Origin of the sequence: Pedobacter psychrotolerans, from assembly GCF_004340665.1 — a bacterium.
Lineage (GTDB): Bacteria > Bacteroidota > Bacteroidia > Sphingobacteriales > Sphingobacteriaceae > Pedobacter > Pedobacter psychrotolerans.
Genome location: NZ_SLWO01000002.1, coordinates 195899 through 210709, shown reverse-complemented (window position 1 = coordinate 210709; position 14811 = coordinate 195899). Strand labels below are relative to the sequence as shown.

The following is a 14811-nucleotide window of genomic DNA, read 5'->3' as shown; positions in this document are numbered from 1 at the left end:
TAATAAATTTAATGCAGATGTCTTTTTTAAACGATTTATTTATCGGCCTTGATGCCACAATACGCGAAGATTTACAAGAACGTTTAGATATTGTGGAGCACAAAATTAAATTTATGGAAAAGGTGCCAGTGGCCGTGCTTGATGTAAGCAATACGCCTGGCTATTATTTTACGGAAGAAATTGCCTTCGCTGGTGGAATGATAGAGGCCGATATCATGAGTGCAGTATTTATTATTTACTATCAGCCTGAAAAGACCCTGACGGATTTAATGCGGGAAGTGCCCTCCATGTTAAGCGCAGATTGGCAGGCTGTAAACAATAATCGGATTATCTTACTTAATGATGATGTTAATCGCGAAAAATCTGCTGAAAATGTGGTCTCTTTAATTGAAGATATGGCTGAAATGCTACATCCCGGTTCCTTTATTTTTGGTCACGAAGGTGACAAGTGGATTCGTTTCGGTGCGTAATAAAGGTTGAAGATAGTGGTGATAAAGAAAAGCCGATAAACCTTTATAATTTACATGCATAAATTCAATTTCATATGAAGAAATTTACATTAATCGTTATTCTTTTCTTTTCATACTTTTTAGCCAGCGCACAAGTTGTTCCAACGCTAACAGCGGATGTGGCGGATAAACTTTCAAAAATGCCTTTGGGATGCATTGGTCAGGAGTTTCCGAATAAAACATCTCATGTAGCCAACACAGCAGTTGATGGTCGTTTATTGCCCAGTGAGTTACATCCAGCATTTTATGGTTGTTTAGATTGGCACAGTTCAGTGCATGGCCACTGGATGCTGATTCGATTGCTTAAAACCATTCCTGATTTAAAAAATAAGCCAGAAATCATCACCCAACTCAACAAAACCTTCACGCCGGAAAAAATGATGGCCGAAGCGGAATATTTCACTAAATACCAGGTGGCGAATACCTATGAACGAACTTATGGATGGGCTTGGTTATTGAAACTTGATCAGGAATTGTATACCTGGGATAACCCTGATGCCAAGAAATGGTACGCAGCTATGCAACCGCTTACCCAGCAAATATTAAAACTCTGGAAAGCTTATCTGCCTAAACAAACTTACCCAAACCGGACGGGTGTTCACCCCAATACTGCATTTGGTTTAGTTTTCGCATTAGATTGGGCCAAGACTTTTAAAGATGCTGATTTTGAAAAGCAAATTGATGAGAAGGCTAAAGCTTTTTATCTGGATAATACTGCAACACCTGCATATCTTGAACCGGATGGATCAGATTTCTTTTCGCCGAGCCTGGAAATAGCAGATTTAATGAGGCGGGTATTGCCGAATAAAGAATTTGTACGGTGGTTAAATAAATTTTATGAAGAGAAAAGTATTAAACGGATCAGTGATTTGCCAATAATTAGCGATATCAATGATTATCAAGGTGTTCACCTGGTAGGTTTATCGTTTACCCGGGCCTGGTGCATGAAAGGCATTGCTAAAGAATTGCCTAAAAACCACAAATGGAAAAAACATTTTGAAGTAACTGCGGATCGTTTTCTAGCCAATGCCTTACCGCTTGTTTTTGCTGGCAATTATGGTGGAGATCATTGGTTGGCGTCTTTTGCTGTTTATGCATTAGAAAAATAGATTTCCGCAGATTCGCAGATTAATTTCTTTCTTTTTGGTGTAAATTAACGATTGAATCGTTAGGCTATTATGTGCTCGTTTGAAACGAGCGCAAGCGCGAAATAATAAAATCTTTTATCTATCACTCCTGCAGTCGTTTCAAACGACTACAGGAGTGATTTAAAACCGATTGGTCAATTTGTTTTTGTAATTGGGACAATACTATTTTCTCCTGAACAAACCAAAATTATACCTGAAACCTGCAACATAACTGGTGCTGTTGTTGCCATTGGCACCTTTTGCAAAGAATTCAATGTTATCTCCCTTTTTAAGTGGTAATTGATAGCCTAAGCCATAGGCCTGATAAAGGCCATTTGTAGCGTATGTGCCGTTATTATAACTTGATCCTGCACCCTGATAAGTGAAGTTTGTTGTTGAATAGGCATCCTGGTAACCTAAGTCGGCAGACAAATAAAACCGACCGACATAATACTTAGCACCTGCATAGATAGAATTTTGAAGAAACTTCATGTTTCTAAATTGTGAAACACCATTACTAATCATATTCGTTGATCCATCCGCATTTTTCTGAGTATAAGCGATATTTATTCCGGCAGTAAATCCCCAGCTTTTATTCAGTCGATATTCATAACCAACTTCGGCTCCGTAAACGGGAGCTTTAAGTGTAGCGTTATAACCAACAAAAGGCGAAACGTGAACAGAATGTTTTACAAGTGAATCTTGTGCTTTGATTTTGCTCATGCTAATTACTGTAATCAGCATCACGAGAAGTATGTTTTTAGTTTTCATATCGCTAAAATATAATCCCTAAAACCACACTTGGGTTTATTAACCTCGTTTAACTTAGTTTACATTAATTAACATAATTTATGTTAAAAACATCGACTAAAACGGTCTTTCTATCGGTGTTATTATGTTTCCTGTCCATCACCGTAAGTTAAAAATAGGTTTATCTTTATTTTAAAACGGTAACAATTTAGCTCCTATCTACACTAGATTATATGCCCTTAGAAGCGATAAACCTTAAACCAAACATTAGGCTTTTTAATGCACTAATATCTTACAATCCTTAAATCTTAAAAATCCTGGCTTAAAACCGAATAAACTTATCAATCTGTTCATTCGTAAACTTAATGGTGTCTTCCTGAATTAAATTTCCTGATGCGTCTAATTCCTGTTTAATATTTGGGATATGAATGCGAAGTGGTAGCACATTAAGGTGGATATAGTGGCAAACACCTGTAAAATGATCAACACCCCTGATATTTCCATATTTGCCTGAAGAAATTCCAACCAGGCAAGCCTTTTTATCATAGAAGCTGCCAGGGAAATCACAAGCATCAATTAACACTTTTAATACGCAAGGGAAGCTGCCATTGTATTCAGGTATGATGAACAGAAACTTGGTTGTTTGGTTAATCAAATCCTGTATTTTTTCGAAAGCTGTGGAACGTTTGCCAAACATGTCTGTGTTCAATACATCTGCTGGTAAATGCTCAAGGCTGAGTATGTTCGCTTCCTGCCCCTTTAAATTCAATTGTGCCTGATAATAATTGGCAATTTTTAGCGTATTGCTATTGGGTCTGTTGGTGGCTGCTATTATGGTAGTCATGGATGAATTGTTAATAAGATGTTCAAAACCCGAAAGTCCCGATTGCTAAAATTGCTATATAGTTTGTATCTTAGCTGATTGATAAAAAGGGCGTAATTAACGCAAAAATAGAACTTTTTGCCAATTAAACGGCATAAATAAACAGCGCCCAAATAAACGTTAAGTAAATTTCGGATAGATAGATGAGCAAAATTATTGCATTAGCAAATCAAAAAGGTGGTGTTGGTAAAACAACTTCATCTATAAACCTGGCTGCGAGTTTAGCCGTATTAGAATACAAAACTTTATTGGTAGATGCTGATCCTCAGGCAAATTCAACATCAGGTATCGGTTTCGATCCCCGGAATATTAAAGACAGTATTTACGAATGTATCATAAATGACATTGATCCTGCTCAGGCGATTCAAAAAACTGATACCCCTAATTTAGATTTATTACCGGCGCATATTGATCTGGTAGGTGCCGAAATTGAGATGATTAACCTGAATAACCGCGAGTATAAAATGAAAGCGGTACTGGCGAAAATTAGAGATCAGTATGATTTTATCATCATTGACTGTTCTCCTTCATTGGGTTTAATTACCATTAATGCCTTAACTGCTGCCGATTCAGTGATTATTCCTGTTCAGTGTGAATATTTTGCATTAGAGGGTTTGGGGAAATTGCTGAATACCATTAAGATTGTACAAAACCGTTTAAACCCGGATCTGGAAATAGAAGGTATTTTGCTTACCATGTACGATGTGCGTTTACGGTTATCAAATCAGGTGGTGGAAGAAGTGAGAACACACTTCCACGAATTGGTTTTCGATACAATTATTCAGCGCAATACCCGTTTAAGCGAAGCACCAAGTTATGGCGTTTCTGTAATTATGCACGATGCAAACTGCAAAGGAGCCATTAATTACCTGAACCTGGCCAGAGAAATTGTGAAGAAAAATGGCCTGTTAAAGGAAGAAGAAAATATAGACACCGCAACTTTATAAATTATAGATGACATCTTTTCAGCGAAAAACAGGTTTAGGAAGAGGGTTAAGTGCGCTTTTAGATGATAGCGAATCTTCGCATCCGCCAAAGCAGCAGGTGAATGCGGTGAGTGAAACCGAGCAGATTGGCAATATCAGTCATGTAAGTTTAACTGAAGTTGAAACCAACCCATACCAGCCACGTACAGAATTTGATCAGGTTGCTTTAAATGAACTGGCAGACTCCATCAAGGTTCAGGGGTTAATTCAGCCCATCACCGTAAGGAAACTTGGTGCTAACAAATATCAGTTAATATCCGGTGAACGGAGGTTCAGGGCTTCTAAACTAGCAGGTTTAACACAAATTCCAGCTTATATCCGAAGTGCTAACGACCAGCAAATGCTGGAAATGGCACTGATCGAGAATATCCAACGGGAGAATTTAAACGCAATTGAAGTGGCCTTAAGTTTCCAAAGGATGATTGATGAGGTAGGTTTGAAACAAGAACAATTGGGCGAGCGTGTAGGGAAAAACCGAACTACGGTAACCAATTACCTCCGTTTACTGAAACTTCCTCCAGCCATTCAGGCTTCTATCCGTGATCAAAAAATTTCAATGGGCCATGCAAGGGCATTAATTAATGTGGATGGTGTTGATAAACAATTGTTTATCCATCAGGAAATTTTGGAGAAAGGTTTATCCGTTCGTAAGGTAGAAGAATTGGTTAGAAACCTGCATCATGCGCCATTAAAAGTTGAAGAAAAACCTAAAGCAAAAGGAGCTTCCTTGCAATATCAGAAATTGCAGGATGATTTAGCTTCTAAGTTTGCCACCCGGGTAAAATTAAAAGTAAGTCAGAATGGTAAGGGAGCAATTGAAATTCCTTTCATGAGTGATGATGATTTAAACAGAATATTAGAATTATTAGACTGGTAATGCGCATTTACAAACTTTTAATTCTGGTTTCTTTCTTTACATTTTTTCTTGTAAGCCTGGCTTCTGCTCAGGTAAAAGACAGTTTGTTAAAACAAACAGATACGCTAAAAAGCAGTAAAGGCAAGCCTGTAAAAGTTGATTCACCTAAAGTAATGTCCCGACGGGATTCAGCAAAAGCAAAGTATGTTAATCCCGGTAAGGTTGCGGGAAGAAAGGCAGTTTTCAGGTCGATGATTATTCCGGGATGGGGGCAGCTATACAATATGCAGTTGCTCAATGATGGTTATGGAACCCGAGCGGGAAAAAGCCAGACGCTTCAAAAAATATATACTTCAGGTAAAATTGTAGCCATTTATGGTGGTTTCACTGCGCTAACCTTATCCTATATCGAAAGCAGGAAAAATTATAACCGTTTTTTGGTTGAGGCACAATATCGTGAACTTAACCCTAATAAAAAGCTAGATTTAACCCAATACTCTAATCAAGGCATACTGGATGGGAAGAGTCTTTATAAAAGAAATTCTCAGATTGTGATTTTCTCTTATGGGTTGCTTTACGCAGCCAATATAGTAGATGCTTACGTAGCAGCCCGGTTACACTTTTTTAATATTGATGATAACCTGACGTTTCAGGTTCATCCAACGGTGATTAATAGTAATACCATGTATGGTTTTACGGCTACACCAGCACTAAAATTATCATTAACATTTTAATAAATAAGAAACCATCAGGATCTTTCAAAATTATACCACAAAATAATTAAGATCATGATTGCTTCATCACCTTTAATAATAAAATAATACAGATGAAAATAGCACTCTTAGGTTATGGCAAAATGGGGCAGATTATTGAAAAATTTGCGCTAGAACGTGGTCATGAAATCGTGTTAAAAATATCAGTAGATAATCTTGAAGATTTAACCAGACAAAGTTTAAAAGGTGCCGATGTAGCCATTGATTTCAGTACACCTGATTCAGTACTCGGAAACATTAGTGCTTGTTTTGATGCCAATGTTCCGGTAGTAGTGGGTACAACCGGCTGGTACGGGAAATTACAGGAAGTAAAAAATGATTGTGATAGCAGTAACAATACCTTGTTATATGGTTCTAACTTTAGTATAGGCGTAAATCTGTTCTTTAAGCTTAATCAAACTTTAGCAAAGCTGATGAACAATTATCCGGCTTATGAAGTGCAGGTAGAAGAGATCCACCATACACAAAAGTTAGATGCACCAAGTGGTACGGCGATTACCATTGCCGAAGGAATTGTTGATCATTTAGAACGTAAATCGGAATGGTTAAATGAAGTTGTTGGAACTGATGTTGAATTGTTTCCAAAGGCAGACCAATTACTGATCGAATCTCACCGGATTGAAAATATACCAGGTACACACACGGTGATTTACAGCAGTGAAGTAGACGAAATTGAAATTAAACATACAGCGCATAGCAGAGCAGGTTTTGCCTTGGGCGCAGTAGTTGCAGCAGAATGGTTAAAAGATAAAAAAGGCTTTTTCAGTATTAATGATATATTTGAATAAAGCTAAATGTTTAAGTACTGAATTGTTATTGATCTGAGTAATCTTCAATCTGAGTATTAACCGACGAGGTGATGAACAGAACAATAAAAACAGTATAATTATAAAATAATGCAGATAATAGTTACCGGATTTACCGTTAACCAACAGATAAAAATATGAACTACAAATTCTGGCAGAAAAAAAATGATGCCACAAAGAAGAAAAAAACTAAAACCCGCGAGTGGGTAGATGCCATTGTTTTTGCAGTAGTGGCAGCAACGATCATTCGTGTTTTCTTTATTGAGGCTTATACCATTCCATCCGGATCAATGGAGCGCTCTTTATTAATTGGCGATTTTCTTTTTGTAAGTAAGGTGAATTATGGGGCTCGTATCCCGATGACGCCTGTGGCTTTTCCTTTTGCGCATCACACTATGCCGTTAACCACTTCTACCAAAGCTTACTGGGATGGCGTTCAATGGAAATACCACCGTTTGCCAGGTTTATCAGATATTAAAAGAAATGATGTAGTGGTTTTTAATTTTCCGGAAGGAGATACTGTTGCCGTTGAAAAACAAGATGCGAGTTATTATGATCTGGTTAGGATGAGCGGCCGCGAACAGGTAAGAAATACTTATACCATTATAGATAGACCTGTTGATAAACGTGAGAATTACATCAAGAGATGTATTGGTATTGCAGGAGATGTGGTGTCTATGTCTGCCGGTGTAGTAAGTGTTAATGGCAAGCCGGAGCCTATTAAAAGTACAGGAATGATGCCATACCGTATTGAGTTTAAAACTATGGATTTTAATTATTCAGTATTGGATGAGTACAAACTTGATTTGGGGAGCAGTCCGGCGATAGCAGCAAATACTTATGTTGTCAATGCATCACCAGAGATTGTAGAGAAACTTAAAACTTTAGATTTTGTAAAATCTGTTGTGATGAATCCTGATCCTGCAGGCGAAGAAGCTGGTGGGATATTTCCTCACGATCCAAACAGACAATGGAACAGAGATAATTTCGGTCCGATTAAAATCCCTGCAAAGGGATGGACTGTTAAAATTGATAGCAATACCATGCCGCTTTATTACCGTGCCATTAGAACATATGAAGGTAATAAGGTAGAACAGAAAGGTGGAGTTTGGTACATTAATGATAAAGTAGCGACCAATTATACTTTTAAAATGAATTATTATTGGATGATGGGTGATAACCGTCATAATTCTGCAGATTCACGTTATTGGGGCTTTGTGCCGGAAGATCATGTGGTAGGGAAAGCATTATTTATCTGGATGAGCTTTGATAGCGAAGGTTCATTCCTGCATAAAATACGCTGGAGTAGGTTATTCAGTGGTATCCACTAACCAATAGAAATAAAATATAGAAGCGTTTTGATGTAAATCAAAACGCTTTTTTTGTTTGGTCATAAATCGTAAAGAGCCCCTATCCGCCTATCGGCCCCTTTCCCCGGGAGGGAAAGGGCGTGTAATACGGTTTATTCGTGGCTAGCGACTGGAAGGTTTAGTTTGGTAAATAATGAAGTTGGTGGTTAAAAATGCAGAGATCCATCGTGCCTCTGGATGAACAGTGATGATGTGAAGGGTTCTTGTAATACATCTTTGGAATTTATTGCTTTTGGGCAGAGCTAAAAGTTAAAGCCCTTCCGCGGCTAGCCGAGGCAAGCCAACGCAGAAACAGGCACACCACTACGACTACTGTAACAAAAAACCTTCCTCTTGATCTAAAATCCACTATATCAATCTTTAATATGAACTGGAAAATTTGGAAAAAGAAAAATGATCATAAAAAGAAGAAAACCAAAACCCGGGAATGGGTAGATGCCATTGTTTTTGCTGTAGTGGCAGCAACGATTATTCGGGTTTTCTTTATCGAAGCTTATACCATTCCATCAGGATCGATGGAAAAATCACTTTTGATCGGTGATTTTCTTTTTGTAAGTAAGGTGAATTACGGTGCCCGAATCCCAATGACACCCTTGGCATTTCCTTTTGCCCATCATACCATGCCCTTAACTGGTACCAAAGCATATTGGGATGGCATTCAATGGAAATATCATCGGTTACCAGGCTTATCTGAAATCAAACGGAATGACGTGGTGGTTTTTAATTTACCAGTTGGCGATACGGTGGCGCTCGAAAATCAGGAACCTAGTTATTATAATTTGATCCGTCAGTCTGATTGGAAAACTGTAAATAGCCAATATACCATTACCAGCAGGCCTGTAGATAAAAGAGAAAATATCATTAAAAGATGCATTGGGATTCCCGGTGATGTGGTCAGTATGAAGAGTGGCATTATGAGTATTAATGGTAAAATTGACCCGTTGAAAAATACAGGTCAGATGCCTTATAAAATTAAGTTAACCACAGGCAATGTTAATTTTGAGGTATTCAGCAATTTGGGATTTAAAGTTAGTGAAATGCAGCAGCTTGATGGAGAAACCTACCTCGCGAATGCAACATCAGAAATGATCCAGAAATTAAAACCACTTGATTTCGTAAAATCTGTTGAATTATATGTAGAGTCACCTTCTACCAATGATGGCGATCTTTTTCCGCTGGATCCAAAACGAAAGTGGAATGTTGATAATTTTGGACCAGTAAAAATTCCCGCAAAAGGTTGGACAGTAAAAATTGATAGTAATACCATGCCGCTTTATTATCGTGCTATTAGGACATATGAAGGGAATAAGGTAGAACAGAAAGCTGGGGCTTGGTACATTAATGATAAAGTGGCTACCAATTATACCTTCAAAATGAATTACTATTGGATGATGGGAGATAACCGCCACAACTCCACAGACTCACGTTATTGGGGCTTCGTTCCTGAAGATCATGTAGTTGGAAAAGCATTATTTATCTGGATGAGCTTTGATAGCGAAGGGTCATTCCTGCATAAAATACGCTGGGGTAGGTTATTCAGGGGAATACACTAGCAAATAGAAATAAAATATAGAAGCGTTTTGATGTAAATCGAAGCGCTTTTTTTGTTTGGTCATAAATGGTAAAGAGCCCCTATCCGCCTATCGGCACCTTTCCCCGGAGGAGAAAGGGTTTGTAATAAGGATTTTTTGCCGCCAGTGATCTAAAACTGATTCGGTATTGGATGAGGGTAGTAGGTAGAAACGCAGAGATCCATCGTGCCTCTGGATGAATAGTGATGATGTGAAGAGTTATTTTATACAGCCTCGGACTTTTACAATGCTATATACGAGGTGTTAAAATCAATTAATAATTATCGAATTCAGATTATTATACACTATCATTCTGGACCTTCAGAAGTTTTTCAGCTGATCAATCTTTTAAAAACTGATAAAGAAGCCCAACATACCAATTCGGCTTTTGACACCTTTAACAGTCAATTTATGTAAGTTTTTAAAAGCTTAGAATCTCCTACCTGTTGTAGCGTTTTGCTATAAATTATTCAGAATGTAACGATATGTCCTATTAAAACCGAACAAAAAAAGGCATGGTGAGAGCGATGCCTTTTTTTGTTTGGAAAAATACTTTTAAAAAAAATTATTAAGTCGGTTATTGTTTTAAAAATATTTATTAAGTTTGTTAATAAACCAAATAAAAATGTCGGTAATTATTGAGAAAGGTCAGCGGCTTCGTGCTGATATTATCAAACATCTTTATTATAAAAGGGCGCTATCCTTAACAGACTTAAGTAAACTCACTAAAAAAAGTTTGCCTTTGGTTACTGCCGTTGTAAATGGTTTAATTTCAGAAGGCTATATTCTTGAGCAGGGCCTCGCACCTTCAACAGGAGGCAGAAGAGCATCCATCTATTTATTAAATCCTAATCACCATAAATACATTGTTGCAGTTGCAATGGATCAGCTCATTACCAGGCTCACCATTTATGATTTATCCAGGAAGGTTGTTTTACCGATCCAACATCTTGATCTGAACATGTCTGATTCATTTGCAGATGTGGATTTACTGGCCGGTTTCATCAATAAAAGTATTAAGAAGTCTAAAATTAATCGCAATGATATTATAGGTGTCGGAATTGGTATGCCTGGTTTCGTTAATACTGAAAAAGGGATTAATTCATCCTTTCTATTCATACAGAGTGGTGAAACACTAAGGGATTATCTTTCTGAAAAAATAAATCTACCCATTTCATTGGATAATGATTCCAGTTTAATTGCACTGGCTGAACTCAATTTCGGCGAAGCTATAGACTTAAAGGATGTAATGGTGGTGAACATTGGATGGGGCACCGGATTAGGTATGATTGTAAACGGACAACTTTACCGTGGTAGTCGAGGTTATGCTGGAGAATTTAGTCACATTCCTCTATCTGATAGCAATAATTTATGTGCTTGCGGTAAAAGAGGTTGTTTGGAAGTAGACACTTCATTGCTAATTATGGCTGAAAAGGCGGAACGAGCGTTGGAAGAAGGAGCAGAATCGAGCATGAAAGTTTTATTTAAGGATAAAACCAAGCATCCAAGAGATCATTTTTTAGATGCTGTTGAAGCTCAGGATCCATTGGCAATTTCTATTCTTTCCAAAGCTGCATTTCAGATTGGAAAAGGTTTATCCACATTAATGCACATTCTAAATCCAGAGTGTATCGTACTGAGTGGAAGAGGGGCGAAAGTAGGAAAAATGTTTCTGCCTTCTATTCAGCAGGCCATCAACCAGTTTTGTATGCCACGTATTTCGGAATTTACAACCATAAAATTATCAACTTTAACGGATGAGGCTGAGCTTTTGGCAGCGGCAAGCTTAATGGTAGAGAATAGCCAATTTGAATAAATAAAACCAACTACATGAACAAATAGAAAAATAAAGCAAATAAATAACTTATCAACTATAACCTAACAAATTAAATTATGAAAAAAATGTACTTAATGTGCTTAAGTATATTGTTGTTAACCCTGTTAACGATAACATCTTATGCACAAACAAACATCACCGGAACGGTGAGAGATGCATCTGGTCCTCTTCCTGGGGTCAGTATTTCCATCAAAGGAACATCCAAAGTTACCCAGACAGATGGGAACGGAAAGTTCTCTATTACAGTAAACGCTAAAGAAACGCTGGTTTTTACTGCTATTGGATATGCAAAGCAAGAATTGGTGTATAGCGATCAAACAACGTTGAGCATAACACTTAAGGAAAGCTCCAATCAACTTGATGAAGTTAATGTAGTGACTACCGCGTTGGGTATCAAGAGGCAAGAAAAATCTCTTGGATACGCTGTAAGTACGGTAACCGCGAAACAATTAACGGAAGCAGGTAACACCAATTTTGCATCGGCCTTGTATGGTAAAGCTGCGGGTGTAAAAATTACTACCGCACCTGGTGGTGCGAGCAGTGCGGTTAACGTTCAGATTCGTGGTATCAACTCCATTAATTATAACCAGCAACCTTTATATGTGGTGGATGGTGTAATGATCAGAAATGATGGACAGAATGGTGCTACAGGTGCAAACAATAACAACTATTGGGATGATCAACGTGTACGGGGTAACGGTATTTTAGATATCAATCCGGCAGATATTGAAAGTTTAACTGTTTTAAAGGGTGCAAGTGCATCTGCATTATATGGTTCTGATGCGGCTAGTGGTGTGGTGGTTATTACGACTAAAAAAGGATCTAAAAATCGTGGCCTCGGAATTGATTTCAATTATCAGGGATCGGTAGACCAGGTTGCTTTTTTACCTAATTTCCAAAATACCTATGGTCCAGGTTATGACAGAGAAACAAACGTTGCTAATGGTGCTACAGAAGAAGGTTGGATTGCTGATGCAACTTCTCCAAGTGGCTACAGGCCATATTTCAGGGCCTATGCTAACTTCGGTCCAAAAATGGAAGGCCAACAGGTAAGATGGTGGGATGGTTCAATCCGTTCTTATTCACCTCAGCCAAATAACTACAGGGATGTTTATCAGGATGGTTATACATCTAACGCGAATGTTGCCATTTCGAACCAGACTGATGCATTAAATTATCGTTTTTCTGCATCACGATTAGATTATAAAGGAACACAGCCTGGAAATACAGGATCAAAAAATTCATTTAACTTAAACTCAACAATCAAATTAGCACCAAAATTATCTGCTGATGTAATTGTAAGTTATGTGAACACTAAAACCATTAATAGACCATATCAATTAGGACAGGTACTAGGTTCATTTGCAGGCTTTTTTAGCCGTGCAGAAGATATGGGTTTGATGAAGGAAAAATATCAAACCAGCAATGGCTACAAATATGCTACGTTCGATCAGATTGGTCGTCCGGAACCATTTCTTTATAACATTCGTGCAACTAATCTGTTGGATTTTTACTGGCAACAATTAAAAAATCAATACACTGAAAATGAAAACAGGTTGTTATCTAGTTTTACATTAAACTATGATTTTGCCAAAAATTTAAAATTCAGAGGCCGTGTTGGAAATGATTATACCAGCGTAAAAGCAGAAAACAGACAGTTTACAGAAGTTCCAAGTGCATTAAATGGCAATACAAGTACTGGTGCTTATACCACCAATCAAGGTCAGTATGCCATATTATATGGAGATGCATTGGTAACTTATTCCAATAAGATTGGTGAAGATTTTGGTCTTTCATTAAGTGGAGGTTACCAGGGTAGAAAAGAGAACTATAAAGATTTGAAATCGAATACTAGAGATGGATTAGTTACTGAGAATTTCTTTGCTTTATCAAATTCATTCAATGTTGCAGAGACTACTGAAGCGAGAAAAGAGCAATTAAAATATGCTTACTTAGGTATAGCTAACTTTAGCTATAAAGATTTCCTTTTTGTCGAAGCAACTGGTAGAAGAGAGTATGTTTCTACTTTGCCTCCACAAAATAATCAATATTCTTATTTTTCTGTAAACAGTGGCTTTGTTTTTAGTGATATAGTTAAATTGCCATCATTCTGGGATTATGGTAAATTAAGAGCATCTTATGGTGTTGTAGGTAATGCGCCTCCAATTTATGAAGCCAATATTGCCTATACCCAAACCTCACTCCAAACCATTAATGGATCTGTGCCTTCTCTTGTAGCTCCAAGATCATATGGAAACCTTAATTTATTGCCTGAGAAAAAACATGAAGCTGAATTTGGTTTAGAAGCTCGTTTTCTGAAAGGAAGATTAGGCTTTGATTTTAGTTACTATGATAATAAAATCAAAAACCAGATTTTACCACTTGACGTAACTTCGGGTAACGGTGCGCAAACACAGATTGTAAATGTTGGTGAGATTGGCAACAGGGGTTTCGAAATTGCCTTGAATGCTACACCTGTAGCCGGTAAATTTAGATGGGATACCCGGTTAAATTTTTCGACTAATAAATCTAAAGTAAACTCTTTAAAGGATGAGAACTCTGAAATTAATTTCTATAGTTCTGACCAGGCAACTGCTAAAATTGTTGCCAGAGCTGGTGAAGAATTGGGGAACATTTATATCCGCCCAAGAAAAACGGATGCAAATGGAAACTACATGATCAATGATGATGGTTTTTATGTAATGGATAATTCCGTTTACGTAAAGGCTGGCAACATTATGCCTAAAGCAATTGGCGGATTCTCAAATACATTGAGCTATGGCAACTTTGCTTTAGATTTTACCATTGATTATCGTTTTGGAGGCAAAATGATTGCGCCTAACTTAAAATATATGCGTGGAGCGGGTATGTTAGAGAATTCAATGGAATTCAGAGATACAGAGCACGGTGGACTTACTTACACCAGTAACGGCAAAACCTATAATGATGGTGTGCTTTTACAGGGCGTAAATCAAACAACTGGCCTGCCAAATACCAAAATCCTTTCAGCAGCTGATTATTATATTACCACTTATAATTGGGGAGAAGGATCATTAACTGAAGCGGAGATCTTCAAAAATAACTTTATAAAAATGAGGGAGATTACTTTGAGTTATAAAATACCAGCAACTTTAACCAAAAAGATCGGTATGACTAACATGCGGTTTTCTTTAATCGGACGTAACTTATTCTACATCTACCGTACATTAAAAGATTTAGATCCTGAAGCACCACTAGGAAATAAATGGTGGTCACAAGGTGTTGATGTAGGTTCTACAGCTGCATCCAGAAATTTTGGTTTCTCATTAAACGCAAACTTTTAATCAGCTAAGAAAAAAGAATT

At 37.5% G+C, this 14811-nt stretch carries 12 protein-coding genes; 10 read left to right on the top strand and 2 right to left on the bottom strand.

All coding sequences use genetic code 11. From position 1 onward, the window contains the following. Positions 1 to 17 precede the first annotated feature (17 nt). Together EV200_RS04765 and EV200_RS04760 are read left to right on the top strand one after the other, a co-directional pair. A complete protein-coding gene (locus EV200_RS04765) occupies positions 18 to 470 on the top strand; it encodes a substrate-binding domain-containing protein (RefSeq protein ID WP_132529753.1) in 453 nt (150 codons plus the stop codon). A 74-nt stretch (positions 471 to 544) separates the two neighbouring features. Next, positions 545 to 1618: a DUF2891 domain-containing protein gene (locus EV200_RS04760; protein WP_132529751.1), complete on the top strand. Its 1074-nt coding sequence runs from the start codon at positions 545 to 547 to the stop codon at positions 1616 to 1618. Positions 1619 to 1819: 201 nt separating this feature from the next. Here the strand turns inward: EV200_RS04760 and EV200_RS04755 are convergent, their stop codons facing one another. Next, the gene (locus EV200_RS04755; RefSeq protein ID WP_132529749.1) at positions 1820 to 2407 is read right to left on the bottom strand and encodes a hypothetical protein; all 588 of its coding nucleotides are present in this window, start codon (positions 2405 to 2407) and stop codon (positions 1820 to 1822) included. 301 nt (positions 2408 to 2708) lie between these two features. Then, positions 2709 to 3230 carry an NADPH-dependent FMN reductase gene (locus EV200_RS04750; RefSeq protein ID WP_132529747.1) on the bottom strand — a complete coding sequence of 174 codons (522 nt, stop codon included), beginning with the start codon at positions 3228 to 3230 and terminating at the stop codon, positions 2709 to 2711. Positions 3231 to 3412: 182 nt separating this feature from the next. On the opposite strand from EV200_RS04750, the gene EV200_RS04745 reads away from it, so the two are divergent. The 8 genes from EV200_RS04745 (at position 3413) to EV200_RS04710 (ending at position 14791) form a co-directional block, all read left to right on the top strand. Next, complete coding sequence (locus EV200_RS04745; RefSeq protein WP_132529745.1) at positions 3413 to 4216, top strand: ParA family protein; 804 nt, start codon at positions 3413 to 3415, stop codon at positions 4214 to 4216. Between the two features lie 7 nt (positions 4217 to 4223). Then, the gene (locus tag EV200_RS04740) at positions 4224 to 5132 is read left to right on the top strand and encodes a ParB/RepB/Spo0J family partition protein (protein WP_132529743.1); all 909 of its coding nucleotides are present in this window, start codon (positions 4224 to 4226) and stop codon (positions 5130 to 5132) included. After that, positions 5132 to 5845 carry a DUF5683 domain-containing protein gene (locus tag EV200_RS04735; protein ID WP_132529741.1) on the top strand — a complete coding sequence of 238 codons (714 nt, stop codon included), beginning with the start codon at positions 5132 to 5134 and terminating at the stop codon, positions 5843 to 5845. The genes EV200_RS04740 and EV200_RS04735 overlap by 1 nt, the downstream gene beginning before the upstream one ends. A 92-nt stretch (positions 5846 to 5937) precedes the next feature. Then, on the top strand, positions 5938 to 6672 hold the full coding sequence (gene dapB / locus EV200_RS04730; protein ID WP_132529739.1) for a 4-hydroxy-tetrahydrodipicolinate reductase: 735 nt from the start codon (positions 5938 to 5940) through the stop codon (positions 6670 to 6672). A 155-nt stretch (positions 6673 to 6827) separates the two neighbouring features. After that, complete coding sequence (lepB, locus tag EV200_RS04725; RefSeq protein ID WP_132529737.1) at positions 6828 to 8021, top strand: signal peptidase I; 1194 nt, start codon at positions 6828 to 6830, stop codon at positions 8019 to 8021. Between the two features lie 404 nt (positions 8022 to 8425). Then, positions 8426 to 9613, top strand: coding sequence for a signal peptidase I (gene lepB / locus EV200_RS04720; protein WP_132529735.1), 1188 nt, complete (start codon positions 8426 to 8428; stop codon positions 9611 to 9613). Between the two features lie 643 nt (positions 9614 to 10256). Continuing rightward, a complete protein-coding gene (locus EV200_RS04715; protein ID WP_132529733.1) occupies positions 10257 to 11447 on the top strand; it encodes an ROK family protein in 1191 nt (396 codons plus the stop codon). Positions 11448 to 11524: 77 nt separating this feature from the next. Further along, positions 11525 to 14791: a SusC/RagA family TonB-linked outer membrane protein gene (locus tag EV200_RS04710; protein ID WP_132529731.1), complete on the top strand. Its 3267-nt coding sequence runs from the start codon at positions 11525 to 11527 to the stop codon at positions 14789 to 14791. Positions 14792 to 14811: the final 20 nt, after the last annotated feature.